This window comes from Streptomyces sp. NPDC033845 (assembly GCF_055576225.1).
On sequence record NZ_JBVIRI010000003.1, the window covers coordinates 220337 to 245699 of the forward strand.

The 25363-nt window shown below is 71.0% G+C and carries 26 protein-coding genes and 1 tRNA gene; 6 read left to right on the top strand and 21 right to left on the bottom strand.

Annotated elements, in window-relative coordinates; all coding sequences use genetic code 11:
* Positions 1 to 166: 166 nt before the first annotated feature.
* From thrC to ACZ50K_RS08040, 5 genes are all read right to left on the bottom strand, one after another.
* Positions 167 to 1237, bottom strand: coding sequence for a threonine synthase (thrC, locus tag ACZ50K_RS08020; protein ID WP_468898980.1), 1071 nt, complete (start codon positions 1235 to 1237; stop codon positions 167 to 169).
* A gap of 6 nt (positions 1238 to 1243) precedes the next feature.
* Positions 1244 to 2533, bottom strand: a complete 1290-nt coding sequence (locus tag ACZ50K_RS08025; RefSeq protein WP_468899877.1) for a homoserine dehydrogenase — start codon at positions 2531 to 2533, stop codon at positions 1244 to 1246.
* A 139-nt stretch (positions 2534 to 2672) separates the two neighbouring features.
* Complete coding sequence (gene lysA / locus ACZ50K_RS08030; RefSeq protein WP_468898983.1) at positions 2673 to 4064, bottom strand: diaminopimelate decarboxylase; 1392 nt, start codon at positions 4062 to 4064, stop codon at positions 2673 to 2675.
* A 62-nt stretch (positions 4065 to 4126) separates the two neighbouring features.
* Positions 4127 to 5164 carry an ArgS-related anticodon-binding protein NrtL gene (nrtL, locus tag ACZ50K_RS08035; protein WP_468898985.1) on the bottom strand — a complete coding sequence of 346 codons (1038 nt, stop codon included), beginning with the start codon at positions 5162 to 5164 and terminating at the stop codon, positions 4127 to 4129.
* A 146-nt stretch (positions 5165 to 5310) separates the two neighbouring features.
* Complete coding sequence (locus ACZ50K_RS08040; RefSeq protein ID WP_468898988.1) at positions 5311 to 5763, bottom strand: response regulator; 453 nt, start codon at positions 5761 to 5763, stop codon at positions 5311 to 5313.
* Positions 5764 to 5869: 106 nt separating this feature from the next.
* On the opposite strand from ACZ50K_RS08040, the gene ACZ50K_RS08045 reads away from it, so the two are divergent.
* Positions 5870 to 5941, top strand: a tRNA-Arg gene (locus ACZ50K_RS08045).
* A gap of 214 nt (positions 5942 to 6155) precedes the next feature.
* Here the strand turns inward: ACZ50K_RS08045 and ACZ50K_RS08050 are convergent.
* The 11 genes from ACZ50K_RS08050 to ACZ50K_RS08100 form a co-directional block, all read right to left on the bottom strand.
* Positions 6156 to 7529, bottom strand: coding sequence for a tyrosine-type recombinase/integrase (locus ACZ50K_RS08050; RefSeq protein WP_468898991.1), 1374 nt, complete (start codon positions 7527 to 7529; stop codon positions 6156 to 6158).
* Positions 7526 to 7699 (bottom strand): helix-turn-helix transcriptional regulator, encoded by a 174-nt coding sequence (locus ACZ50K_RS08055; protein ID WP_468899880.1) that lies wholly within the window; start codon positions 7697 to 7699, stop codon positions 7526 to 7528. The genes ACZ50K_RS08050 and ACZ50K_RS08055 overlap by 4 nt, the downstream gene beginning before the upstream one ends.
* A gap of 11 nt (positions 7700 to 7710) precedes the next feature.
* Entirely contained in the window at positions 7711 to 9081 is a 1371-nt protein-coding gene (gene repSA, locus ACZ50K_RS08060) for a replication initiator protein RepSA (protein ID WP_468898993.1), read from the bottom strand.
* Positions 9078 to 9257, bottom strand: a complete 180-nt coding sequence (locus tag ACZ50K_RS08065; RefSeq protein ID WP_468898996.1) for a hypothetical protein — start codon at positions 9255 to 9257, stop codon at positions 9078 to 9080. The genes repSA and ACZ50K_RS08065 overlap by 4 nt, the downstream gene beginning before the upstream one ends.
* Positions 9258 to 9345: 88 nt before the next feature.
* Positions 9346 to 9903 carry a GGDEF domain-containing protein gene (locus ACZ50K_RS08070; protein WP_468898998.1) on the bottom strand — a complete coding sequence of 186 codons (558 nt, stop codon included), beginning with the start codon at positions 9901 to 9903 and terminating at the stop codon, positions 9346 to 9348.
* Between the two features lie 100 nt (positions 9904 to 10003).
* Positions 10004 to 10324 carry a hypothetical protein gene (locus ACZ50K_RS08075; protein ID WP_468899000.1) on the bottom strand — a complete coding sequence of 107 codons (321 nt, stop codon included), beginning with the start codon at positions 10322 to 10324 and terminating at the stop codon, positions 10004 to 10006.
* A gap of 23 nt (positions 10325 to 10347) precedes the next feature.
* The gene (locus tag ACZ50K_RS08080; RefSeq protein WP_107084747.1) at positions 10348 to 10506 is read right to left on the bottom strand and encodes a hypothetical protein; all 159 of its coding nucleotides are present in this window, start codon (positions 10504 to 10506) and stop codon (positions 10348 to 10350) included.
* Between the two features lie 19 nt (positions 10507 to 10525).
* Entirely contained in the window at positions 10526 to 10717 is a 192-nt protein-coding gene (locus tag ACZ50K_RS08085; protein WP_468899003.1) for a mobile element transfer protein, read from the bottom strand.
* 15 nt (positions 10718 to 10732) lie between these two features.
* Complete coding sequence (locus ACZ50K_RS08090) at positions 10733 to 11401, bottom strand: DUF2637 domain-containing protein (protein WP_468899005.1); 669 nt, start codon at positions 11399 to 11401, stop codon at positions 10733 to 10735.
* 85 nt (positions 11402 to 11486) lie between these two features.
* Positions 11487 to 12839, bottom strand: coding sequence for an FtsK/SpoIIIE domain-containing protein (locus ACZ50K_RS08095; RefSeq protein WP_468899008.1), 1353 nt, complete (start codon positions 12837 to 12839; stop codon positions 11487 to 11489).
* 5 nt (positions 12840 to 12844) lie between these two features.
* Complete coding sequence (locus ACZ50K_RS08100; protein ID WP_468899011.1) at positions 12845 to 13192, bottom strand: SCO3933 family regulatory protein; 348 nt, start codon at positions 13190 to 13192, stop codon at positions 12845 to 12847.
* A gap of 155 nt (positions 13193 to 13347) precedes the next feature.
* Between ACZ50K_RS08100 and ACZ50K_RS08105 the strand changes: the two genes are divergently transcribed.
* Together ACZ50K_RS08105 and ACZ50K_RS08110 are read left to right on the top strand one after the other, a co-directional pair.
* A complete protein-coding gene (locus ACZ50K_RS08105; protein ID WP_468899014.1) occupies positions 13348 to 14079 on the top strand; it encodes an XRE family transcriptional regulator in 732 nt (243 codons plus the stop codon).
* A 31-nt stretch (positions 14080 to 14110) separates the two neighbouring features.
* Complete coding sequence (locus ACZ50K_RS08110; protein WP_468899016.1) at positions 14111 to 14581, top strand: NUDIX hydrolase; 471 nt, start codon at positions 14111 to 14113, stop codon at positions 14579 to 14581.
* Here ACZ50K_RS08110 and ACZ50K_RS08115 read toward each other — a convergent pair.
* Positions 14569 to 15132, bottom strand: coding sequence for an HDIG domain-containing metalloprotein (locus ACZ50K_RS08115; RefSeq protein ID WP_468899018.1), 564 nt, complete (start codon positions 15130 to 15132; stop codon positions 14569 to 14571). The two genes, ACZ50K_RS08110 and ACZ50K_RS08115, sit on opposite strands and share 13 nt — an antisense overlap.
* Before the next feature lie 53 nt (positions 15133 to 15185).
* Between ACZ50K_RS08115 and ACZ50K_RS08120 the strand changes: the two genes are divergently transcribed.
* Positions 15186 to 15620: an NUDIX hydrolase gene (locus ACZ50K_RS08120; protein WP_468899021.1), complete on the top strand. Its 435-nt coding sequence runs from the start codon at positions 15186 to 15188 to the stop codon at positions 15618 to 15620.
* Positions 15621 to 16209: 589 nt separating this feature from the next.
* Here the strand turns inward: ACZ50K_RS08120 and ACZ50K_RS08125 are convergent.
* From ACZ50K_RS08125 to ACZ50K_RS08140, 4 genes are all read right to left on the bottom strand, one after another.
* Positions 16210 to 17019, bottom strand: coding sequence for a hypothetical protein (locus ACZ50K_RS08125; protein WP_468899024.1), 810 nt, complete (start codon positions 17017 to 17019; stop codon positions 16210 to 16212).
* Positions 17009 to 17791 (bottom strand): hypothetical protein, encoded by a 783-nt coding sequence (locus tag ACZ50K_RS08130; RefSeq protein ID WP_468899026.1) that lies wholly within the window; start codon positions 17789 to 17791, stop codon positions 17009 to 17011. The genes ACZ50K_RS08125 and ACZ50K_RS08130 overlap by 11 nt, the downstream gene beginning before the upstream one ends.
* An 881-nt stretch (positions 17792 to 18672) precedes the next feature.
* Positions 18673 to 22299 (bottom strand): tetratricopeptide repeat protein, encoded by a 3627-nt coding sequence (locus ACZ50K_RS08135; RefSeq protein WP_468899029.1) that lies wholly within the window; start codon positions 22297 to 22299, stop codon positions 18673 to 18675.
* A 176-nt stretch (positions 22300 to 22475) separates the two neighbouring features.
* Complete coding sequence (locus ACZ50K_RS08140; RefSeq protein ID WP_468899032.1) at positions 22476 to 22952, bottom strand: hypothetical protein; 477 nt, start codon at positions 22950 to 22952, stop codon at positions 22476 to 22478.
* A 259-nt stretch (positions 22953 to 23211) separates the two neighbouring features.
* On the opposite strand from ACZ50K_RS08140, the gene ACZ50K_RS08145 reads away from it, so the two are divergent.
* Positions 23212 to 24267, top strand: coding sequence for an XdhC family protein (locus ACZ50K_RS08145; protein WP_468899035.1), 1056 nt, complete (start codon positions 23212 to 23214; stop codon positions 24265 to 24267).
* A gap of 704 nt (positions 24268 to 24971) precedes the next feature.
* Positions 24972 to 25337 carry a DUF6479 family protein gene (locus ACZ50K_RS08150; protein WP_468899037.1) on the top strand — a complete coding sequence of 122 codons (366 nt, stop codon included), beginning with the start codon at positions 24972 to 24974 and terminating at the stop codon, positions 25335 to 25337.
* Positions 25338 to 25363: the final 26 nt, after the last annotated feature.

Consider the following 25363-nt stretch of genomic DNA (forward strand, 5'->3'; position numbering starts at 1 on the left):
GGATGTAAGTACAGCCTATCGAAGGAAGGTTCTGTCGCGACATAGGGCGCACGGCGGGCGCACGATGCGTGTCGCGGGTCGTGGGGCGGCGGCCCGATGGTTTCGGCCGCGTACACACCCAATTGCCGGGTTCCGGCCCCCTGCCGGGAACCGGAACCCGGTCGGGTCAGACCAGGCCGAGCCGGATCGCGGCGGCCTCGGCGTCCACCGGGACGGTGACCGGCTGCGGTGCGCCGGCGATCGCCCAGTCGGGGTCCTTCAGGCCGTTGCCGGTGACGGTGCACACGATCTTCTGGCCCGGGTCGACCAGGCCCAGCTCGGCGGCCTTGAGCAGGCCGGCCACCGAGGCGGCCGAGGCGGGCTCCACGAACACGCCTTCCTGCGAGGCCAACAGCCGGTAGGCCGCCAGGATCTGACGGTCGGTCACTTCGTCGATGAAGCCGCCCGACTCGTCCCGCGCGGCCAGCGCGTAGTCCCAGGAGGCCGGGTTGCCGATCCGGATCGCGGTGGCGATGGTGTGCGGCTCCTTGACGACCTCCCCGCGCACGATGGGCGCCGAACCGGAGGCCTGGAAACCCCACACCCGGGGCGTACGGGAGGACAGGCCGTCGGCCTTGTACTCCTTGAAGCCCTTCCAGTACGCGGTGATGTTGCCCGCGTTGCCCACCGGCAGCACATGGATGTCGGGGGCGTCGCCGAGCGCGTCCACGATCTCGAACGCGGCCGTCTTCTGGCCCTCGATGCGCACCGGGTTGACCGAATTGACCAGCGCCACCGGGTAGTTGTCGGACAGCCGGCGGGCCAGCGTCAGGCAGTCGTCGAAGTTGCCCTCCACCTGGAGGATCTTCGCGCCGTGCACCAGCGCCTGGCCCATCTTGCCCAGCGCGATCTTGCCCTGCGGGACCAGCACCGCGGAGACCATCCCGGCCCGTACCGCGTAGGCCGCGGCGGAGGCGGAGGTGTTGCCGGTGGAGGCGCAGATGACCGCCTTGGCGCCCTCCTCCTTGGCCCGGGTGATCGCCATGGTCATGCCGCGGTCCTTGAAGGACCCGGTGGGGTTGGCCCCCTCCACCTTGAGGTGGACCTCACAGCCGGTGCGCTCGGAGAGCACCTGCGCGGGTACCAGCGGAGTACCGCCCTCGCGGAGCGTCACCACGGGGGTCTCCGCGGTCACCGGCAGGCGGTCCCGGTACTCCTCGATGATGCCGCGCCACTGGTGGGTGCGATTGCTGCTCATGGGTCCTTACTCCCCTTCAACACGCATGATGCTGGCGACACCGCGGACGGTGTCCAGCTTCCGCAGCGCCTCGACGGTCCCGGAGAGGGCGGCGTCGGGCGCACGGTGGGTGACGACGACGAGGGAGGCCTCACCGTCCTTCCCCTGCTGACGGACGGTGTCGATGGACACCCCGTGCTCGGCGAACACGGTCGCGACCTGAGCGAGGACACCCGGCTTGTCCGCCACATCGAGGCTGATGTGGTAGCGGGTGACGACCTCTCCCATGGGGCTGACCGGCAGCTGGGTGTACGCCGACTCGCCCGGCCCCGTTGCCTCGGCGAGCTTGTTGCGGCAGACGGCGACCAGGTCGCCGAGCACGGCCGAGGCGGTCGGCGCGCCGCCCGCTCCCGGACCGTAGAACATGAGCCGCCCGGCGGCCTCCGCCTCGACGAAGACCGCGTTGTAGGCCTCGCGGACGGAGGCCAGGGGGTGGCTGAGCGGGATCATCGCGGGGTGCACCCGGGCGGTGACGGACTCGCCGTCGGCGGCCCGCTCGCAGATCGCGAGCAGCTTGATGGTGCAGCCCATCCGCTTGGCGGAGGCGAAGTCGGCGGCGCTGACCTCGGTCATCCCCTCGCGGTGGACGTCGTCGAGGCGGACCCGGGTGTGGAAGGCGATGCCGGCCAGGATGGCGGCCTTCGCGGCGGCGTCGTAGCCCTCGACGTCGGCGGTGGGGTCGGCCTCGGCGTAACCGAGCGCGGTGGCCTCGTCCAGGGCCTCCTGGTAGCCGGCGCCGGTGGAGTCCATCTTGTCGAGGATGAAGTTGGTGGTGCCGTTGACGATGCCCATCACCCGGTTGATCTTGTCCCCGGCGAGGGACTCGCGCAGCGGGCGGATCAGCGGGATGGCCCCGGCCACGGCGGCCTCGAAGTACAGGTCGCGGCCGTGCTGCTCGGCGGCGGCGTGCAGGGCGGCGCCGTCCTGGGCCAGCAGTGCCTTGTTCGCGGACACCACGGAGGCGCCGTGCTCGAAGGCGGTGGTGATCAGCGTCCGGGCCGGCTCGATGCCGCCGATGACCTCGATGACCACGTCGATGTCCCCGCGTTTGACCAGGGCGGTCGCATCGGTGGTGACCAGGGCCGGGTCGATCCCGTCACGGACCTTGGAGGGGCGGCGGACGGCGACACCGGCAAGCTCGACGGGCGCGCCGATGCGGGCCGTGAGGTCGTCGGCGTGCGTCGTCATGATGCGCGCCACCTCTGAGCCGACCACTCCACAGCCCAGCAGCGCCACCTTCAGCGGACGCGTACGCATCATGAGACCTACGCCTTTCGATCTTTGATCGCTTCGATCAGCCCCGGCCCGCGGTGTTGCGGGCCGGTTTGTGTGAACCAGTCTCACTCAATGGACAGCGGATTCCATCCTCGGTCCATTGAGTGAGATGTCTATTTCATCATCCGAGGTCGAGGGACAGGAGATCTTCCTCCGTCTCCCTGCGGACGATCACCCGGGCACCCCCGTCGCGCACGGCCACCACGGGCGGCCGGAGCACATGGTTGTAGTTGCTCGCCATGGAGCGGCAGTAGGCCCCGGTGGCGGGGACGGCGATCAGGTCGCCGGGCGCCAGGTCCGCGGGCAGGAAGGTGTCCTTGACCACGATGTCCCCGCTCTCGCAGTGCTTGCCGACCACCCGGACGAGCATCGGCTCGGCCTCGGAGCGGCGGGAGACCAGGGCGACGCTGTACTCGGCGTCGTAGAGCGCGGTCCTGATGTTGTCGGACATCCCGCCGTCGACGCTGACGTAGGTCCGGAGCCCTTCGAGGGGCTTGATGGTGCCGACCTCGTAGAGGGTGAACGCGGTCGGGCCGACGATGGCGCGGCCGGGCTCCACGGAGATCCGCGGCGGGCGCAGGCCCGCGGACTCGCATTCGCGGGCCACGATCTCGTTCAGCGCCTTGGCGATCTCGTGCGGCTCGCGCGGGTCGTCGTCGGAGGTGTAGGCGATGCCGAGGCCGCCGCCGAGGTCGATCTCGGGGAGCTCGATGCCGTGCTCGTCGCGGACGGCGGCCAGCAGCCGCACCACCCGCTTGGCGGACACCTCGAACCCGGCCATGTCGAAGATCTGCGAGCCGATGTGCGAGTGGACGCCCAGCAGCTCCAGGCTGTCGTGCCCGAGGACCCGGCGCACCGCCTCGGCGGCCGAGCCGTCGGCGACGGCGATGCCGAACTTCTGGTCCTCGTGGGCGGTGGCGATGAACTCGTGGGTGTGCGCCTCGACGCCCACGGTCACCCGGATCTGCACGGGCTGGCGGACACCGAGCTCGCGCGCCGTGTGCGCCACCCGGGCGATCTCCTGGAAGGAGTCGAGGACGATCCGACCGACCCCGGCCTCGATGGCCCGCCGGATCTCGGCGGCGGACTTGTTGTTGCCGTGGAAGGCGATCCGCTCGGCGGGCATCTCGGCGGCCAGCGCGGTGGCCAGCTCGCCGCCGGAGCACACGTCGAGGTTGAGGCCCTCCTCCTTGAGCCAGCGGACCACGGCCTTGGACAGGAACGCCTTGCCGGCGTAGAACACGTCGGCGTCCTTGCCGAAGGCGTGCGCCCAGGCGCGGCAGCGCTGCCGGAAGTCCTCCTCGTCGAGGAAGTAGGCGGGGGTGCCGAACTCCTCGGCGAGCCGGGTGACTTCGATGCCACCGACCCGGACGACCCCGTCCTCGCCCCGCTCGACCGTACGGGCCCACACCTTCTCGTCGAGGGCGTTGAGGTCGGCCGACGGCGGGGAGTAGTGCCCCTCGGGCAGGACATCGGCGTGCCGGGGTCCGGCGGGGTGCGCTGAACGGCTCATGTTTCTCTCTCGCTACTCACGGGATCACTGATGGATCGGCCCCAAGGGCTGGGCTGGATCACTCACGGGATCAGATCTGACGCTTCCACGCCGAGCAGGGCCAGGCCGCCGGCCAGCACCGTCCCGGCGGCTTCGGCGAGGGCCAGCCGGGCGCGGTGGGCGGCCTCGGGTTTCTCGTCGCCGAGGGGCAGGACGGCGTACTGGAAGTCGAGCAGGGCGTCGGCGACCACCAGCAGCTGCCGGGCCACCCGATCGGGCTCCCGGTGGTGCGCGGCGGCCTCCAGGGCCAGCGGGTACTCCCCGAGGGCGGCGACCAGCGCCTCCGCGCCGGCGACGGGCACGCCGTCCTCGGCGGCCGGATCACCGGGCTCGCCCCGGAACCCGAGCAGCGCGGCGTTGCGGCCGAGGGCCCGGACCCGGTCGAGGGCGTACCCGATACGGAAGCAGGGGTTGCCGTCGTGCTGCACGGCGAGCCCGGCATGGATCTCCGGGGTCTCCCGGGGCGGTGTCGCCACCATGGCCCAGCGCACCGGCCCGGGGCCGAGGCGGCGCACGGCGTCGACGGAGTCGCGGCGCGCCAGGGGCGCGACGAGCAGGGGCTCCACGCGGGAGCCGTCCGTCCCGGCATCCGGCGGTGCACCGACGGCCGCCCGCCCCGCGATCCGCCGCAGGGCGGCCCGCACCACGGCCCCCCGATCCGCGTCGGCGGGCAACCCGCCCCCGGGGGCGACGGGCCCGGTGCCGGCACCGGGCGGGAATGGCCCGGGAAGCCCCCGGCCGCGGCCGATCTCACGAACCAGCTGCTCGGCGCGGCCGACGGGGTCGAGCTCGAAGTTCAGGAAGCCGGGTCCGGTGATGTGCACGGCCCGCAGCCCGGGTTCGCCGGCCAGCCGGCCGGCGATCAGCCGGGCGACCTCGGCGGGCGGCCGTCCGGCCGGCTTGGCGAGCCGGAGGGCGACGGCACTGGCGTACTCCCCCACCCCACCGGGCCGCGTCCGCTCGACCACGATCCGCTCGGGCACCTCCCCGCGCAGCTCCCCCTCGTCCACGGCACGCCGGACGGCGCGCGCGAGGGTACGGGAGAGGTCAGCGGGGTTCACGGACCCAGCGTAGGCGAGAGACCCCCACCGGACGCGAAGGGTTTCGCCATGTGAACGCGGCCCCTGGCGGGCACCGCCGAAACGCCGCCCGCAGGGGGCCGCGACCGCAAATCCTCCGGCCGTCCACCGACGGCCGGAGGGCCCTCTCAGGGGTTGGACCGCACGGGGGCGACCCGCTTCCGCTCGACCAGCCGCCGCACGATCATGACCAGCTCGGCCGGCTCGAAGGGCTTGGCCACGAAGGCGTCCACACCGGCGGCCGTCCCGGACTCCAGCTCGTACTGGGTACAGGCACTGACGATGGCGACCGGCAGATGCCGGGTCCGCGGATCGGCCCGCAGCCGGGCGGCGGCTCCCAACCCGTCCAGGCGGGGCATGACCACATCAAGAGTGATGACGTCGGGCCGCACCTCATGGACCACGTCCAGACACTCGGCACCATCGGCCGCGGTCACGACCTCGAAACCCTCCAGTTCGAGATTGACCTTGATCAGCTGCCGGATGACCTTGTTGTCGTCGACAACAAGCACTCGGCCCGAGGCGCCTGGCACAACTCGAGAGTAGGTCTCCCCGGGTCCCCGCGTCCGGGTTTTCCCCACTTCCACCCCCTCCGGGCGACCCCGCCCCCACAGCCCCCCAAACCCGTTCCTGATCACCCCCGGGAAGCTGGTAGGGTTCTACCCGTCGCCACAAAACAGCGACAACGCCCCCGTAGCTCAGGGGATAGAGCAACGGCCTCCGGAGCCGTGTGCGCAGGTTCGAATCCTGCCGGGGGCACTTCGCAGGAAGTGCCCGAAGACCCCGCCATCAGCGAGTTCGCTGAGGACGGGGTCTTGGCGTATGTGCAGCCGCATGCCAGGCGATGCAGCCCCATGACACCCCCTGCGGCCTATCCGTGGCCTGGAGTTCTCCACAACTGCCCAGGTCAGCCCAGGAACCACGAAGGCCCCCAGGTTTCCCCGGGGGCCTTCGGTCCGCAACAGCTCACCTCTCACTCGTACTCGCGGAGCAGCTCCTCGATCCGCCGGTTGCCGACTTCCTGCCGGCCGTCAAGGCACTTGGCGTACCGGCCGAGGAGAACCTCCACGCTGTTCCCCGCTCGCGCCGCTACCTCGGTCGGGTCGACCCCCGCGTTGAGCCACGTGGAGAGCGCGGAGTGCCGGAGATCGTACGGCCGCCGCGCAAGGGGGGAGGCGACAGCCGCCGGCGGGAGAGCGAGGAGCCGCGCCTCCTTCCAGGCGCGGTAGTAGGTCGAGGACGACACCACTCCCCCGCCCTCACTGAAGAAGAGCCGCCCGTCCTGGGCAGTCCCGAAGGCGTCGAGGTGCTCCTGGAGGACGGCGACGAGCTGGGGCGGGATAGGTACACGCCGCACCTCCTCGGCAGGCCGGTTCTTGAGCCCACGGTCGTCATGGCTCAGGCCGGAGTCGGTCCACTGCCTCCCGACGCTCGGCCGGGACCGGTTCAGCAGCGCCTCACCCCAGCCATCGGCCGGGAGGGTGAGGTCGGCCCGGGACAACCCCACTGCCTCGGCGGGCCGGAAGCCCCCGAAGTACATCCCGGCGAAGAGCCCGACCAGGCGCCGCCCCCGGGCCCGCTTGAAGCCACCGACATAGGACACGGCGCAGAGAAGCGACCGCGCCTGCTCCGGATTCGCCACAACCCGGGGGTCCACGTCGTTGGCGACCTTCGGCTTCTGCCAGCGAACGGCACCGAGGGGATTCTCCTGGAACTCACCGAGATCAACCGCATAGTGCATGGAATTGACCAGGGTCCGCCGCTTCCTGTGCACGGTCTCCGCTGCGGCAGCAGTCCCATCGAGCCTGACTTTCAGGGAGTCAAGCACAGCGCGCCCCACTACAGGATCCGCGAGATCTCCGAGAGGACGAGAAGCCTTGGAAACCCAATGCAGCGCTGCGGCGATATCATTCGGAATTTCCCGATCACCCGGCCCCGGAAGTACGAATGCCCAATTACGAAGAGCCCGCCTCAGGATCCTCTCCTCCGGGCGGCCGGGCCGGTCGTTCAGCAGGGCCAGGGTGACGGAAGTCAGCGACTCGTTGATCCCGTCACGAGTGTTCGGAGCCGCATGCGGCCACTTCATCGCGAGGTACTGCAACGCGAAGGAATACCAGCTCAGGGAGGCTCTGCGCTCCGCCATAGAGTCCGGCAGACCCGATGTCGTGTCGAACTCCTCACCATCACGCGCGGCACGAAGAAGCTTCGACCTGAAGCTGTCGGCGAGCGCCTTCGTCTTCCGAGTTTCGGAGAAGGGCAGGCCCGCGACCTTCCAACGGACCTCGTAGGAGGGGCGTTTCCCGGGTTTGACGCGAATGGACCAGATCCGCACATCCGTGGACTTCACGCGGCGACTCCCTCGCGGCTGCGGAGCCACGCGAGGAAGTCACTCCGCCAGACGCGCAGCTCGCCATTCGGAAGCTTGAGGGCTTCAGGTGCGAGCCCCAGCTCACGCCATCGGTAGAAGGTGCGGCGGGATATCCCTTTCAACTCGGCCAGGACTTCCGGGACCGTCATCAACTCGTCCTTCACTGTTCAGCTCCTTCCATGGCGCTCAAGGCTTCGCGGGCGGTCTGGCGGTTGATCTGGATGTCCCGGGCGATGGTGGCGGCGAGGACGGATTCGCCCGGGGTGTGGCCGTGGCCGGCGTACTGCCAGGAGGCGAGGACGAGCACGGTGTCCGGCTCGGTATCGGCGAGGCCGCGGGCTTCGCGTTCCTGGGCGGCGCGGTAGTCGGCGCGGGTCTCGCGTAGGGCGCCGAGGGTGGTGGAGTACTGCCGGGACTTGGTGGAGAAGTGGCCGCGGAAGCCGAGCATGTGCGACCAGGCGGCGAGGCGGCGGTCCGGGTAGAGCGGGTCCAGGTCCAGGCAGGCTTCGATCAGGCGGGCGGTGTGGTCCGGGACGTCGAGGAGGACCAGGGCCTCGCGGTTGCCGATGCGGCGGTCGAGGGTGCCCGTGTTCTCGGCGGCCTTGGTGGCGTACTTGGCGACGTAGGAAGCGACGGCCTGTTCGGTGATGTCGGACCCGTCGCCGAACGCCTTGATCGGGCGGACGTCGAGCTGGGTGCCCCAGCGGAAGGTGCGGGCGGGCTGGTCCTCTGCGGCGGGGAGGCTGACCGAGGTGTAGGCGTGGGCGACGGCAGCCCGGATGGAGCGGTCGAGAAGGTCGGTCGTGGCCCAGGCCGGTGGGGGCGTGTCGGGTCCATCGGGGCCGTCGAGGCGGATCACCGCATGGAAATGGACGGCGCCGCGCTTCTGGAACTCGGCGACCTTGCCGTAGGAGATCCGGGCGACGTCCCTCAGGGCGCGCTGGGACAGTCCGGCTGCGGCGGCGATCTCCCGGCGTAGGCGCTTGGCGAAGCGGTCCCACAGGGCGCCGGCCATGCTGTTGAAGAGGACGGCGGCTGCGTAGTCGTATGCGCCGGGGTCGAGGGCGGTGCCGAGTTCGTCGTCCTGCTCTTGGTGGTGCTTGCCGCAGCGGCACGGTCGGCCGGCGGGGCGATTGTGGACCTGCCCGAAGGAAGGCGCGGTGAGGGTGGCGAAGACACGAGGGTGTTCGCGGACGGCGGCAGGGATGTTGCGTGCGTCGTCTCCGGCGAGGCCGGCGCGGATGAGGTGGTAGGTGTCGCCGGAGTAGGTCCAGGCGCAGGCGGGGCAGCGGGAAGCGCGGCGGTTGCCGCAGGCGATCCGCAGCCGGGCGCCGGGTTCAGCCTCGGTGGAGTAGTGGTGAAGGGTCTCGCCGGTGGTCTTGTCCTTGGTGAGGCTCCAACCGGTGATGTGGATCGGGTCGGAGCAGCCACCCGTGCGGTGGACCTGGTCTTTCCAGCGGTGGTGGTCAGGGGCCGAGGCCACCCTCAGCAGGTCGCTGAGGGTGGCCGGGTCCTGGAGCAGGTGGGTCACGCGGTCACCGTCCGGCGGGCGAGGAGCCGGACACCGGTGCCGTGGCAGGTGGGGCAGTGGGCGGTGATGGTGCGGAGGTGGCCGGTGCGGTCGCGCCCTCCGAGGGTGACGGCGACGGAGGCGTGTCCGTCGCAGTTCGGGCAGATCTGGGGCGGCCGGGGGGTGGGGCGGGTCATGATGGTGGTCCTTTCGATTGCGGTCGGGAGGTGCCGGCTGTCCGGGCGGCGGCGATGCTTGGTGGCTTGTGCGCCGCCCGGTGGCCGGTCAGTGGGTGAGGTGGCGGGGGCTTCGGCGGCCGGTGGTGCCCTTGGCCGCGTACATGGCCGCGTCGGCGGCGGTGAGAGCGTCCCGGAGGGACGGCAGGGGCAGGTTCGCCAGGCGGCAGGAGCCGACCGAGACCGAGACCGGCAGTTCCTTGCTCTCGTACGTCACTGGGGTGTTGAGCGCGGCAGTGAGGTCGTCCAGGGCGCGGGAGTAGTCGGGGTGGCGGTGGACGGCGACGAACTCATCTCCGCCGAGCCGTCCGGCGATGCCGTGGCGGCCGCACCAGGCGGTGAGGCGGGCCGCGGTGGCGGCGAGGGCGGCGTCCCCGGCGGCGTGGCCGTGGGTGTCGTTCAGGTCCTTGAAGCGGTCGAGGTCCAGGAGCAGGACGACGGTGTCGTTGCGGCGGATGAAACGTTCCGCCTGCTCCGTCCATCCGGTGCGGGTGCGCAGGCCGGTGAGCGGGTCCCGGCGGGCGGCCGACAGGCGGCGGGTGAGGAACGCGGTGTGTGCGGCCCAGGCGGCGAGCGGCAGAGATACGGCGAGCGTCTGCGGGTCCACGGTTCTCCTTCGTGCGGTCGGTGAAGGGGGTGGTGGTGCGGCTCCGGTCGGCGGCGATGCTTGGCGGCTTGTGGCGCCGGCCGGGGCGAGGAGGCTCGGTTCAGCGGCCGAGTTCCTGGCGCAGGGCGCGGACCAGGAGCAGGACAACGACGCCGCTGACGGACAGGGCGACGGCGGTGACGGCGACGGCCAGGAGCAGGGAGACGGCGACGGAGGCCAGGGCGAGGACTCCGGCGATTCCGCCGGCGGCGAGGGCCAGCGCGGTCCCGGGCGACTGGGCGGCCAGGGCGGCGAAGGCGGAGCCCTTCGAGGCCGGGACCGGCGCAGCGGTGGGCAAGGTGGTCTGTTCGGCCGGGGCCGGGGCGGGGCGGATCGTGGCGTAGGCGTAGGCGTCGGGGGTGGGGTACTGGGGCTTGAACACGGCTGTTCTCCTTCCGGGTTGGGCTACTTGTTGATCGCGGTGTCGATGGCTGGGGCGAGGAAGCTGTCCGCCAGGAGGAAGCCGCCAAGGAGGATCACGGCGACGAGCCACCAGGGCGGGCGGATGAGCTTCACACCGAGGACTCCGACGGCGAGCAGGGCGAACCAGAGCGGGACGTCCATGGCGGTTCTCCTTCGGTGGTCAGCGGGTCGGGCGGCAGCGGTGCGAGGTGGCGGCGAGTTCGGCGGCGGAACGGCTGGTGTAGTCGGCGGACCAGTCGCACCGCGGTGCCGTGCAGGCGGCGGCGTGGGCCTCGCGGCCGTGGCGGTCGAGGTAGGTGCCGACCTCGACGGGGCCGAAGCGGCGGACGTCGCGGAAGCGGTAGCGGGCCATGGGGTGGGGTTCCTTTCAGGCGAGCTGGAGGGCGATGGCGTCGGCTATCGGGGCGGGGACTCCCAGGCGGGTGCGCAGGGTGTCGGGGTCGATCGGGCCGCCCGTGCGGTTCTGGTGGTCGGCCGCGATCTTGCGGGCGTAGGCGAGGAGCGCATCCGGGATGGCTGCCTCAATCGGTGGCGCGGGGAGGGCCGGAGCGGTAGGCGGCTCGGGTACCTCGGTCTCACTGACCGGGCCGGGAGCCGACGGTTCGGGCTCGGCCTTCAGGAGCACGGGCCCGATGTCGTCCACCGGATCCGCGGGTTCGGATCGGCTCGGGCTGTGGGCGAGGAGGGTTCCGCCGAGGAAGGCCAGGGCGGGCCATCCGGCTACGAGGATCCGCAGCCAGGCCGGGACAGCGTCCAGGTCCAGGAGGCCGGCGGTGGCGACGTTGGCGCCGAGGGAGGCGGCCAGGGCGACGGCGAACCAGGTCCACGCCGAACGGGTCGGTTCTCCGGCCTCGCGCAGGCTCCGGAGGCGGTGCCAGGAGGCGACGAGGAGCAGGTCCACGCTGATCGGGTAGGCCCAGGCTTTCCAGCCGTCCTGTCCGGCTGCTGCGGCCAGGTCGTGGAGGTGGGCGAAAGACAGGGCTCCGGCGATCACGGCTTGGACGAGGACGGCGTCCGGTCGGAGCTTGGCGGGCATGGCGGGGGTTCCTCTCCGGTTTCAGGCATGGGAGGGGTAGGGACGCGGCACGAGGCGGTCGCGCCGACCGGAGGTCAGGGAGAGGTCAGACAGGCTGCTTGGCCGGGGCGGGGATGGCAGCCGGGGCCGGGCGGTGCAGACGAAAGGCATCCAGGACCGGGATGTCCGGGGTCATGCCCTCGTGCTCGGCACAGGCAGCCGCAGCTTCGTCGAGGGAGACGAACGGGGACCGGATCCGGGCCCAGCCGCCGGTCACCAGGCCGATCACAGCCGTACCGGGCCGCTCGGCGGGAATGGCCGTGGCGGCGGTGACAGCACGAAGGCTGATGTCCCCCAGCGCCATCTTGGCGGACGCTTCGTCGTTGACGCGGTGGGAGACCCGACCGTTGAGCTGCGCGCGCAGGGCGGTGGCACCGGTGCCGAGTTCAGAGCCGAAGCGCTGGCCGCAGATTTCCAGGTAGATGGCGGCGGCCCGGCCGAGCTGGCCGAGACGCACCAGCTGGGTGACCAGGTGGTCCCGCCGTTTCTCGTCCGCCTTGCTGGCGATGAGGAACAGCTCGGCGACTTCGTCCACGATCAGTACGAGCGGTACCGGCCGGATGTCCTCCGGCAGGCCCCAGACGTCCGAGGTGATCGACTCCGGAGGAGTGTCCGAGTCCAGGTGTTGGGAGGCTCGGATCAGCTCGTAGCGGCCGGTCATCTCTTCGACCAGGGCGTCGAGCAGGGCGCCGGCATCCTCCGGGGTGTAGGCGAGGGCGGAGAGCCGCCGGGCGAAGGGGGCCAGCTCCACACCCCACTTGCAGTCGATTCCGACCAGCGCGACCCGCTGCGAGGCCAGACTCTTGATGAGCCCGCGCAGATAGACGGACTTCCCCGACTCGGTCGCACCGATGACCAGCTCGTGCGGGCTGGCCCGGAAGTCCCGCAGGTGAGCGGCACCGTCCTCCCGCATGGCGACGGGCACTCGGAGAAGTTCCGCCGGCAGCTCGCGCGGCATCTGCACCCTGCGCAGAACGTCGTACGCGATCAGCCGCACTTCCAGATAGCCGGGCCCCATGGCCTTGATGTGCACCCCGTGCATCCGCCAGGAGTGCCGCAGCCGCTCGGTCGCGGCGTCGAAGTCCAGGACCTCCTGGCCGGGCAGGATCTTCAACCGCAGCACCAGGCCGGGCCGGGTGAGCCTGACACCCCGCAGCTTGGGGACCGCGCGTTCGGGTGTCCGGTTCATCGCGGCCGCCATCCAGACCCGGGACCGGGAGGGGTGCTCGGTCAGCCCGCAGGCATCCATGACCGCCCGGTACGAGACCAGCAACCGAATGAGGGTGACGATCCACCCGAAGCCGAGCCAGTACCAGACGGGCCGCTTCCACTTCAGCCACCCCAGCAGGGCGGCGACCAGCACCAAGCCGATCAGCGCGGTGAGCGCCTCCCCGGACATCCGGGTCAGCCCTTGGCCGAGGCGGGGGCGATGGAGGTGACGGCAGCCGCGCGGAAGCTGATGCCGTGGCGCCGCTGACCGTTGAACTCGTTCTCCCAGGGCCGGGCCATCAGTCCGGTCAGGGCCACCGGCGTACCCATCACCAGCTCGCCGGAGACTCCCGGCTTGGGCACCGCCACGGCCAGGACCTCGGCCTCACCGTTCGCGGCGAACAGCACCTCCACCGTAACCATGGCGGCACCGGTCTCGGGGTCGGTCGCGATCTCTCCGGTCCGCCGGTCCTTCACCTTCGGCGCCGGGGGAACAGCCACCATGACCAGCGCGGACGACGTGTCGACGGGAATCTGACGCATCTTCTTGTCTCCTAGGCTCAGGCCGAGTTGTTGTTCTCGGCGACACCCAAAGAGAACCGCGAAGAGACATGGACGCATCACTACCCCCATGGACGTTTAGGGACGTCTGAGGTACCGTCAAAACGTCCCTAGGGTCCCACCGTGGAGGCTGAGCAATGGCGAACGAGCGGTTACGAGCATCGATCTCCGCAAAGGGTGAAACCATCCAATCCGTCGCCGAGCATGTCGGGGTGGATCCCAAGACCGTCGAGCGGTGGATCACCAAGGACCGAACGCCGCATCGCGGCCACCGCTGGGCAACCACGGCCCTTCTGGGTGTGGACGAGCTCTACCTGTGGCCCACGGTCACGCAACAGGCCGAAACGGCCAGCACCTCTGAGTTGATCACCTACTACCCGCACCGTGGCGCGGTCCCGGCCCACCTCTGGTCATCGCTGATCGACAACGCAACCAGCCACGTTGAGATCCTGGTCTACGCGGGCTTGTTCCTCTTCGACGGTCACCCTGACCTTGCCGACCAGCTCGCCGAGAAGGCAACGGCCGGAGCCCAGATCCGGATACTGCTGGGAGACCCCGACTCCGAGATGGTCAGGCAGCGGGGCGACGAAGAGGGCATCGGGGGCGACCTGGCGGCCCGAGCGCGAATCACCCGGCGCTACCTTCAACCCGCGCTCGCCACCCCTGGAGTCGAGCTTCGCTTGCACGACACGATCCTCTACAACTCGATCTACCGGTTCGACGACGACATCCTCGTGAACCCCCACGTCCTGGGTGCCCCTGCGGGCCAGAACCCGGTGCTGCACTTCAGGTACATCCCCGGTGCACGGACGTTCCGGCACTACATGAAGAGCTTCGACTACGCGTGGGAGCGGGGCCTCGCCGCCTGAGGTGCGACCGGGGGCGTGCGACGCTGGAACCATGGCCCGAATCGACTACTTCAATGATCCCGATGCCCCCGCAGCCAACAGCATCGTCCCGTCCGTCACGGTCGTGGCACGCAACGCGGAGGGCGCCGTCCTGCTCATCCACAAAACGGACAACGGGCTATGGGCGCTGCCTGGCGGAGGCGTAGACGTAGGCGAGTCCGCTGGGCAAGCCGCGGTCCGCGAGACTCTGGAAGAGACCGGCTTCGAGGTACGCGTCACCGGGCTGATCGGCCTGTACACGAACCCTCACCACGTCATGGCCTACGACGACGGCGAGGTCCGGCAGCAGTTCTCCATCTGCTTCTCGGCTGAGATCACCGGGGGCGCTGCGCGGACCAGCAGCGAAAGCCGCGAAGTCGCCTTCGTCGCCCCTGATCACCTCTCCGACCTGAACATCCACCCCTCCATGCGCATGCGCATCGAGCACGGCCTGGAGCAGCCAGCGGATCCCTACTTGGGCTGATCAGCCAGCCGGTCGAGTGTCCGCTGGACCGCGCCCCCGAGGTACGGGCGGGCGTTGGAGATCGCCGTGTGAACTTCGCTGCCAGGCTCGTAGCGGACGAGGATCTCGTCAATGCGGTCATCGAACTGGAGCGGTTGGCCGGCGGGGCCTGTGGTCATGTCGGAGAAGATCAGCGCATCGAGGAGCGGCGAATCCTCCCTCTCGTAGACCGCCAGTTCCGCGGTGAGGCCGCGCTGCTCGGCTTCGTACGTGGCACCCGAGTGGTGGGCCACCAGGCAGACCAGCCGGCGGGGCGCTCCGAGGGACTCCAGATGCCGAGCACCATCCAGCGGGTGGAACCCCGTCTGCCGCAGTTCGGGGGCGTAGCCGATATCGTGCAGCCACGCTGCCGCGACCAGGAGGTCCCGCTCGGGTTCAGGAACAGCCTTGATTGCCTCCTCTGCCCTGCCGGCAACGGCTTGCGTGTGCAGCCAGCGGTTACCGAGCGGGGGAAGCAGGGATTCGGCGAGGCTCGCTGCTCCTTGAGGCGTGTCCAGCGGTGATGGCGACATGAGAATCACCGTAGCTGAGCGGGGCGTTGGCTTCGACGTCCAGGAGGATCTGCATGGCAGAGCGTCCGCTTCATTCCGTGTCCGTTGCCGGAGTGGTGGTCCGGGATGACCGCCACGTTTTGGCGATCAGGCGTGCCGACAACGGCACGTGGGAGTTGCCAGGCGGCGTGCTTGAGCTGACGGAGACCCCGGAAGAAGGCGCGAAGCGCGAGGTCCTGGAGGAGACCGGCGTTCAGGTCCAGGTCGGCCCGCTGACCGGGGTCTACAAAAACATCACCATCGGGGTCGTGGCCCTGGTGTTCCGGTGCCGGCCTTCCGGGGGTACTGAGCAGACGTCCGACGAGACCACCGCGGTCCAGTGGCTCACGCCTACAGAGGTGTCCGAGCGAATGTCCGAGGTCTACGCGATCCGGCTCCTGGACGCCCTGGACGGGGCCGGGCCGCACGTCCGGAGCCATGACGGCCGCCAGCTCCTGCCGGTGCGGTGAGAGTTTCCCTACTTCATCAAGGCACCCGCCGCGCACAGCGCGGCGAGCGCGCCCGTCGCCCGGGCCTGCGCTCCTGTCTCCGCCCCGCTCCAGCCCGCCCGCCGGCCGCGCGCCAGACGGCACGGGTTGGATGATGGGATCCCAGCGGTGTGGTCAGCGCATCCGAGCCCGCGAAGCAAGCCCCTGCCCTCCAAGCACCCGAGCCGTGTGAAACCACGACGCCGCCGAGCACCAGTAGGCGTAGCCCTGACGCAGGCCCGAGCGGAAGGCGCCGAGCCACCAAGGCCTGAGCACGGGGCCAAGGTCCTCCATCACCAGCCGCTCAAAGACATGCCTCCGGCGGGGGCGCTCAGGCTCCGGGATGACCGGGGCTTGTCGGGCGGGTGCGGGCCGGTTTGTGGTGGGGGTGGGGAGCTGTCATCCCGTCTACCGTCGACCCAGGCAAGCCATAGCAGACCAGGCTTCTGGGGCCCAGGTCGTTCGTCCAGTGGGGCGCTCCACCTGGGCCCCAGAAGCCTGCCCCGCTATCACTCCGTGTGGGTCGACGGCAGACGGGATGACAGCGAGGCTGACCGTAAAGCTCCGCAGGTCACGCGGTCTGCAGAAGCGGAACCCCCAATTGCTCAGCGACAGCCTCTGCAGCGGAGTCATCCCTGAGATCAACCGTATGGGAGTACCGTTCGATAGCCTTCAAATGCCGCTCCACAGGTTCGGTTAGACCACCCTTCCCAAGGTCGTAGAGCGTAACAAACGAAGTCTCTCTGCTTGCCGCTTTTCCGACGTGTTCGATGCGAAACAGGAGATCGTGCACCGAGCGACCCACCGTCTTGGGCGCAGCGGAGAGTGAGACTTTATCCAGCAGCATGGTCCTACTGCCTTCGTATCGATAGTCGAACCCTAGATCGTAGGATTCTCCTCGAAGTTTTACACGATAATTCACATCACGCTCAATTTTATGATCCTTCGGAACGGAAAGCCTCCGAAATAGAAGATCGTTCGCGAGTTCATCGATAGTCACCGGGCTCGCAGCGGCCGAGTCTCCCACCAGCTCGGAAAATAGGTCATCGGCGATCACTGCGAGATCTGGGTTCGATACAGGGACATCGACAGATCCACGGAAATCGATTCGATAGTTCTGGCCGGCGCGCTTAGAGAGCCGCTGCACTTGCTCGACAAACGTCCCACTGCTCAGGTGGTAATCGACGTAATCGATCCAGGCGCGCATGGTTTGCGGACTACGCACAACGCCCTTCACTCGACGCCCATCGAATCCGCCGTTGACCTGGCCAAGAAAGCGAACCACGCCTCGCCCGTTACGCTCGACCACGACACCGATGTTCTGAGGCTCATCGCGAAATGGGTCGGGTACGTATTTAACGAGGAACCAGTTAGCTTGCACCGTCCGCCTCCTCCAAATCGAGAGTCCAGTCCGATACGCTCGTGTACTTTCCTCGGGTTTGCTCAATGAAAGAGCGGACACTTCTCTGCCGATACTCAATAAAAGCCACTACCGCATCTCGCAGTTCCACCGTGAGCAGATCGGCCGAATAGGCGGTCTGCACTACGCGACGAATCTCACGCCTGGTAACGGATCCGATACGCTCAAACCACTCGCTGAAATGCGACACGTCGACAACATGACTCGTCAGGAAATGTGAGTCGACAGGAAGATCACGGCAATCAGCTAGGAATCGCACCGCATCCTCGGCAGTCTTGGCTCGATTCATTAGCGATAGATCATGGTCAAATAGGCCTACAGCAACGCCAGGCAGGTGTCCGATATTTCCATCATGCCGATCAGTGTTGTATATCCACTGATCAAATGCGAGAATTCCGCACGCTTCCCACGACCTCTCCGCGCAAAATTTAGGAGGAATAATGGGAGGGGGTTTATCCCCACGGTCGCCGAATGCAAGCGAGGCGTAATTGTATTCGCCACCATAAACGCCGATTAGAGTTCCCGGAGCAACAGGAAGCCCAGCCGCGATACCCAGCGAACTAGATATAAAATCGTTCGCCACTCCAAATGGGCGATCTGCTGTATTTTTCCGAGCGTACGCATTGAGTCGGAGATGGCCAACGCCGCCAGAAGACGTATCGATGCGTGCTCCGTGGTGGGCAACGTCAAAGTAGCCGACGCCATACTTCCGCCCCTGCGCCCCAGGCGCCATCCATCCTCCCGCGTGCCCAAGAGTCTTCCCCCGCCGCGAGCGTAGCGACACCAAGGGGCGGGGGGCGTCCGTTTTCTGATCTTTGGGGCAGGAGGTTCTTGAAGATCGGGCAGAGCGACTATGTAGCTGCAGACATGAACGGCTCAGCCTGCCACTCCACGATGCCGGCAGGCGACCGTGTCCCGATTGCGTCCCTAGCGCCGCCATGCAGTCGACCATACGGCTTGGGTCCGACAGAGGCACCTCACGGACCGCTAACGAGTAGCAGTCGTCTAGGTGTCTCCAGACGGGCGTGGGAGGGGCTTGCCAAGTCTCCAGGAAGATCCTGAGGCCGAGGCCGGTAAGTGGCAAGCCGACCAGAGGGGCCTGTCCCGGCCCACCTAGTGCGGTTGCGACCTGCGCATCGTGGCGATCGCGCTTTGACCCTGTACAACTGCGGCCTGTCCGGGCAGCATCATGGTCGCGAGCGCCCAGATCGAAGCACTGCTCCCCCTCACCGCGGCTGTCTCGCGCAGGGAAGGCGGCTCTGAGCAGGCCGTAGATCAACTGAATAGGGCTCCCGCTGGCTGCGGCCTATACGTGGACGTGGAGCCCCATTGGCCGGGTTCGCAGTCGCTTGAGCAGCAGAGACCTGGGAGAAGCACGGGGCCTCCGGAGCCGTGTGCGCAGGTTCGAATCCTGCCGGGGGCACTTCGCAAGAAGTGCCCGAAGACCCCGCCATCAGCGAGTTCGCTGAGGACGGGGTCTTGGCGTATGTGCAGCCACGAGGGCGTCGCGGCCCGCGGCGCCTCACGCGTACCCGCGGCCCACGCGCCCGGGCCCGGCCTCCTGAGGCGCCGCCAGGACGGCGGGGCGAAGCCGATGCTCCGCCGCCGCCTCGGTCAGGAGGGGTGGGGGGTTTCGGTTATTCGGGTTTGGGTGGCGCCGCCTTTGCGGGCCCATTCGGCGGCTTGTTCGGCCAGGGCGGCGTAGGGGAAGGGGCCCATGGACTGGGGGGTGCCGGTGGCGGTGGTCCAGGTGAGGGTGAAGTGGCTTCGGGGGCCGGCGGTCGTGGTCCGTCGGGTGGGGGTGCGGGTTTCGTCGCGGCGGCGGTGGGCCTTGGCGGATTTGCGGATCCTGTTGCGGAGGCGGGCGGTCTGGCGGCGGGTGGCGAGGGTGTCGGGGTGGTCGGGGCCCAGGACGCGCAGGCGGTCGGTGAGGAGTTGTTCGGCTTCGGCCAGGGCGCCGGGCAGGTCGCCGTTCTTGCCGCGCCAGTGGACCACCTGGGCGCGGGTGGCGAGGGTGTCGGGGTGGTCGGGGCCGGAGACGCGGAGGCGGTCGGCGAGGAGGTCCTCGGCTGCTGTCACGGCGCCGGTCAGGTCGCCGTTCCGGCCGCGCCAGTTGGCCGCCTGCCAGCGGGCGGAGAGGGTGTCGGGGTGGTCGGGGCCGTAGAGGCGGAGACGGTCGGCGAGGAGTTGCCGGGCGGCGGTCAGGGCGCCCGCGAGATCGCCGGACTGGCCTCGCCAGTGGGCCAGTTGGCCTCGGGAGGCGAGGGTGTCCGGGTGGTCGGGGCCGAGGAACCGGAGGCGGTCGGCGAGGAGGTGGTCGGAGGAGGTCAGGGCGCCGGTCAGGTCGCCGTTCCGGCCGCGCCAGTTGGCCGCCTGCCAGCGGGCGGAGAGGGTGTCGGGGTGGTCGGGGCCGAAGACCCGGAGGCGGTCGGCGAGGAGGCGTTCGGCTGCCGCCAGGGCGGCCGTCCGGTCGCCCGTGTGTCCCAGGCGTTCGATGGTCTGGGCTCGGGCGGCGAGGGTGTCGGGGTGGTCGGGGCCCAGGGTCCGCAGACGGTCCCGGAGCAGGTCCTCGGCCTCCGCCAGGGCGTTCGCCCGGTCGTCGAACTGCCGCTTCAGGAAGGCGGCGTTCCTGCGGGCGGCGAAGGTGTCGGGATGGTCGGGGCCGGAGACCCGGAGCCGGTCGGTGAGGAGTTCCTCGGCGACCACCAGGGCGCGGGCCCAGTCGCCGGCCTGTTCCAGCCGTCCGACGACCTGGGCGCGGGTGGCCAGGGTGCCCGCGTGGTCGGGGCCGAGGACCCGCAGCCGGTCGGCGAGGAGTTCCTCGGCCGCCACCAGGGCTCCGACGCGGTCGCCGGTCTGGGCGCGCCGTTCGGCGACCTGGCCGCGGGCGGCGAGGGTGTCGAGGTGGTCGGGGCCCAGGACCCGCAGCCGTTCGGCGAGGAGTTGTTCGGCGACGGCCAGGGCGCCCGCCAGGTCGCCGGCCAGTCCGCGTCGTTCGGCGAGCTGGCCGCGGGCGGCGAAGGTGTCGGGGTGGTCGGGGCCCAGGACCCGCAGCCGGTCGGCGAGGAGGCGCTCGGCGGCCGCCAGGGCGCCCGTACGGTCGCCGGTCCTGCCGAGGCAGTAGGTGATCTGGACGAGGGTGGCGAGGGTGTCGGGGTGGTCGGGGCCGAGGACCCGGAGGCGGTCCTCGTACAGGTCCTCGGCGGCGGTCACGGCGCCCTCCCAGTCGCCGGAGTCCCCGCGCAGGTGGGCGATCTGGGCGCGGGTGGCGAAGGTGTCGGAGTGGTCGGGGCCCAGGACCCGGATCCGGTCGGCGAGGAGTTCCCCGGCAGCCGCCGAGGCGCCCTCCCAGTCGCCGGAGTCCGCGCGCAGCTGGGCGATGTAGCCGCGGGTGGCAAGGGTGTCGGGATGGTCGGGGCCCAGGGTCCGCAGGCGGTCGCGGAACAGGTTCTCGGCCGATGCCGAGGCGCGTTCCCAGTCTCCGGCGGCGGCGAGCAGCTGGGTGATGCGGAAGCGGACGGCGAGGGTTTCCGGGTGTTCCGGGCCGAGGACCCGGAGCCGGTCCTCGTGCAGGTCCTCGGCGGCCACCACGGCGCCCGCCCGGTCGCCGGCCGCCTCCCGCATCTGGGTGATCTGGGCGCGGGAGCCGAGGGTGTCGGGGTGGTCGGGGCCGAGGACCCGGAGCCGGTCCTCGTAGAGGTCCTCGGCGGCCACCACGGCGCCCTCCCGGTCGCCCGACTGTCCGCGCAGGTCGGCCTGGATGTGGCGGGCGGCGAGGGTGTCGGGGTGGTCGGCGCCGAGGTGCTTGCGGGCGGCCTTGCCCAGCTGGTTCCAGTAGGTGAGGCAGGAGAGGAGGAGTCCGGCCTTCCGGAGGCTCTTCGCGGCCTGGAACAGGGCGGGGTGGGCCCCGGCCGTCCACAGCCGGTCCCCGGCATGGGCGTGCAGGGCGTCCGCGTTCGCCCGCAGGGTCCCGCCGCTGGCCGGCGTGTCCATCTGCGGCCAGACCTCGCAGAGGGCCTGGCCGGCCGCCCGTACGGCGCGGACGGACTCGGCGGGGTCCAGTTCGTCGCGGGTGGCCCGCTGGATCAGGCCGTGGACGCGGACGACCCGGTCGGAGGCCTCGCGGTCGACGTCGACGAGGTTCAGCCGGTGCAGGCAGTAGAGGGCGTCGTGGGCGTCCTCCTCGCTCACCGGGCCGCCGTCCGCCGGCCGTACGTGCGCGGGGTCCTCCGGTGGCCCGACCCGCTGGGAGGTCAGGTACTCCAGGGCGGGGGCGCTGGTCAGGACGGCGGCGGGGATGCCGTTGGGGTCGAGCATGCCGGCCAGCCGCAGCATGGGGCGGGACAGGCCCGCGGGTGCCAGCTGGTCGGCGAGCTCGACGGACAGCGACCAGGTGGCGGCGACGGTCTTCCGCTGGTCGTCCGGCAGGGCCCCGTCCTCGGGGAGGACCTCGGCGAGGGTGCGGCGGCGGTCGGCCCAGCGCCGGCGGTAGGCGGCGCAGTCCAGGTCGCGGTCGATCAGATAGGCGGCGGCCTGGGCCAGGGCCAGCGGCAGGAAGCCGAGGTCCCGGGCGAGTCCGGAGATCTGCTCCGGATCGTCCCGCCGGCCGTGGGCGGCGAGCGTGGAGGTGAGGTAGGCGGTGGCCTCGCCGGGGGTGAAGAGGCCGACCTGTACGAGGCGTCCCCGGCGGGTCAGGGCGGCGTCCCGGCGGCGGGTGGTGATGACGACGCGGCCCGCCGGGCAGCGGGGCGGCCACAGTCCCTTCAGGTCGTTCGGGTCGGCGAGGTCGTCCAGGACGACCAGCCACGGCCGGCCGGTGGTCTCCAGCCAGGTCATGAACTGCTGGGCGGCCTGTTCGGGGTCGCTGCCGTCGGCGTCGGCCAGCCGGCTGCCGGCCCGCGCGTACATGGAGACGATCGAGTCCCGGTTGCTCGCGGTGACCCAGACCAGGAGGTCCAGCCGGCCGGAGCCGAAGCGGCGCCGGGCGTAGTGGGCGGCCAGCTGGGTCTTGCCCACTCCCCCGGTGCCGGACAGCACCCGGGGCTGCCGCAGTACGGCGGTCCCGGCCTCGTCCACGGCCGCTTCGAGGGCGTCCGCGACCTGGCGGTGCTGGAAGGAGTTGACCTGGCCGGGGATGACGCCGATCAGCTGGGGCCAGGACGGTTCGGTGCGCGGGGCGGCCTGGTGGATCACCCGGTCGGCGTGGACGACGGCCACGGAGCCGTGTTGGGCGATGGCCACCGCGGCGCCGAGCACCTGCGGTGCGCCGTGGACATACGGGGGCTCGGGGACGTGCGATGCGCCGTGGACGTACGGGGGCTCGGGGACGTGCTGTGCGCCGTGGACGTACGGGGGCTCGGGGACGTGCGGGGCGCCGGCGGCATGCGGGGCGCGCGGGGGGTTGGTGCCGGGTGCGGTCAGCCCTGGGCCGGACCCGGCCGGTGAGGGGTTCCCAGGTGCACGCCCCCGTTGATGACTCCGGCGGCAGCCGAGCCGCCGTCGGCCCGTACGGTCAGGTTCCCGCCGACGGCGAGACCGCGGTCGCCCGCCGTCGCGCCGCCGCCGCGGCCGGTCGAGTCGACCAGTGCGCGCAGCTCGGCGACGGCCTGTTCGCGTTCCGCGGCGGGCAGCTCGTCCAGCAGGTCCTGGAAGCGGGTGCGCCAGGACGACTCCTCGCCCGTCCGCACCCGCTCGGTGTCGTCCGCGGCGGCCGATTCGAGGGCGGCCGCCGTCCGGTCGAGGCGGGTGAGGGTCACCTCGGCGGTCCGGGCGTCGCCCCGGCCGAAGAGTCTGGCCACACCGCCGCTGAAGGCGGCCCACAGTTCCGTACCGGCCGCCTGCACCACCGCGCCGCCGCCCGCGGCGGCCAACGCCGTCAAGGTCTCGTCGAGCACTCCGGCCCCCTTCACCCACCCGAACCGGGCACTGTGCCAGGCACCTTACATCTCCCCCCACAGCGGGCGGAGTTACTCCTGGCAGATTCCCCTGCGGCCGGTTTGCGGCGGATCGTACGAGTGGGGGCGGGGGTTCCCGGGGGTTTCGGGGGTTGGTCGGGCCGGTGGTGGGGTGCCTAGGATTTTCGGAAGAGGCCGCTCGCGCCGGGGACCTGGCGCCATGGGGCTCCGGATGGTCTTGGGAGAGGTGACCGGGCAGATGCGTGAGCTGGCGGGAACGGCGCGGCGGTGGCTGGCGGAGGGGCGGAGCGGGTACCTGGCGCGGGCCGTCACCGAGCAGGGCTTCGGGCCCCGGGAACCGGCCGGGGCGCTGTTGGTGGATCCGCGCGGGGAATGCGTGGGCTCCCTCTACCAGGGGGTCTTCGATGCCGAGCTGGTCGCCGAGGCCGGTGCGGTGGCGGCCGGGGCGACGGCGCGGGTGTGCGAGGTGTCGGTCGGCTCGGCGGAGGCCGCGGGGACCCGGCTGACCTGCGGCGGACGGGCCGAGGTGCTGTTGCAGCCGCTGGCCTCGGTGCCGGCCGAGTGGTGGGAGCTGCTCGGCCAGGGGGCCGGGGTGGCCCTGGTGACCCGGCTGAACGAGGCGGCGGACCGGGCGGAGAGCGCCGTCGTACGGGCGGTGGACGCGCCGGCCACGGATGCGGAGCGGCGGGCCGCGGAACTGCTGGGGACGCACCGGGCCGGTCGGGACGCGCTGTACGGGCAGTCCGGGCTGGTGCTGGTCGAGGCGTTCCCGTCGGCGCCGCACCTGGTGATCTGCGGGGGCGGCGAGCTGGCGGGGATCATCGCCCGGCAGGCCCGGCTGCTCGGGTGGGAGGCCGTGGAGGTGGCGGAGGCCGCGGCGGCGGAGAAGGAGCTGGCCGAACACCGGGACGCGGCCTGTCTGGTGGTGCTGACCCATGAGCCGGAGTTCGATGTTCCGGTGCTGCGGTTCGCACTGGCGGAGGGTGTGCCGTACGTCGGGGCGCTCGGCTCCCGCAAGACCACGGCCCGGCGGCGGGAGGGGCTGCTCGCGGCGGGGGTCGGCGAGGCGGCGCTGGCGCGGGTGCACGGCCCGATCGGGCTGGACCTGGGAGCGCGTACGCCCGCGGAGACGGCCCTGGCGATCTGTGCGGAGATCCTCGGTGTGCTGGGCGGCCGCTCTGGGGGCGGCGGGGGCGGCCGGTCCGGTGCCGACGGCCGGGGCGCGGGCGGGGGCCGGGGCGCCGGTGGCGGCGCCGGTTCCATGCGGGACACGGACGGCCCGATCAACCCCTGAGACCCTCGGGGCCGCCCGGCGGGCCTCGCGGGCTTCGGTGCCGCCCGGCGGGCCTCGCGGGCTTCGGGGCCCGGCGGCCCCTGGAGGCGATGGGGCCCGGCGGGCCCTCGGGGCTTCGAGACCCGGCGGGCCCTGCGGGCTTCGGGGGCCTGGCGGCCCCGCAGGCTATGGGGCCCGGCGGCCCCTGAGGCCTTGGGGCCGGCGGCTTCTGCGGGGTTCTGGGCCGGCGACCCCTGCAGGCTTTGGAGCCCGGCGCCCCTACGGGCTTCGAGACCCGGCGGGCCCTGGAGGCCTTGGGCCCGGCGGCCCCCCTGCTGACTTCGGGGGCCGGCGGCCCCCTGCGGGCTTTGGGGCCCGGCGGGCCCTGGGGGCCATGGGCCCGGCGGCCCCTGGAGGCCTTGGGGCCCGGCGGCCTCTGCGGGCTTCGGGGCCGGCGGCCCCTGCTGACATCGGGGCCCTGCGGGCCCTGGGTGCATGGGGGCTCGGCAGGCCCAGGGGTTTGAGGGCCCGGCGGGCCCAGGGGCTTGGGGGCCCAGCGGGCCCTGCGGGCTTCGGAGCCCAGCGGGGCCTGGAGCCCGGCGGGCCCTTCCGGCCTTGGGGCCCGGCGGGCCCAGGGGGCCTTGGGGGCCCGGCGGACCCAAGGGGTTTGGGAAGATTTGGGGTGGTTTGTGCATGCCGAGGGTACTGGCGGGTACACCGGGGTTATGGACCCGATCGTGAGCGACATCGCCTGGTTCCTCATCGCCGGAATCGCCGTGGCCGGATTCCTGGTGGCCATGTTCTGGCTGGGCCGCAAGGTCCGGGACGAGGAGCCCTCTCCCCCGACAGCCGAAAGCCAGCCGCACCTGCCCGAGGGCGGGGCCGTCTACGAGGTCCGCGAGGAGCGGGACCACGTCACATTCCCCCAGAGCGGCCTGCGGCCGCACGAGATGCAGGGATACGGGAACTTCGGTTCCACCACCTCCAGCCATCCGGACGAGGTCCGGGAGCAGCGGGAATCCGGGCATCCCGGTGGCAGCTGGCGGAAGCCGCAGCCGCCGGCGACCGGCGGGACCGTCCGCCCGGTGTAGGGCGGGCGGGGCCGGACCGTCACCGG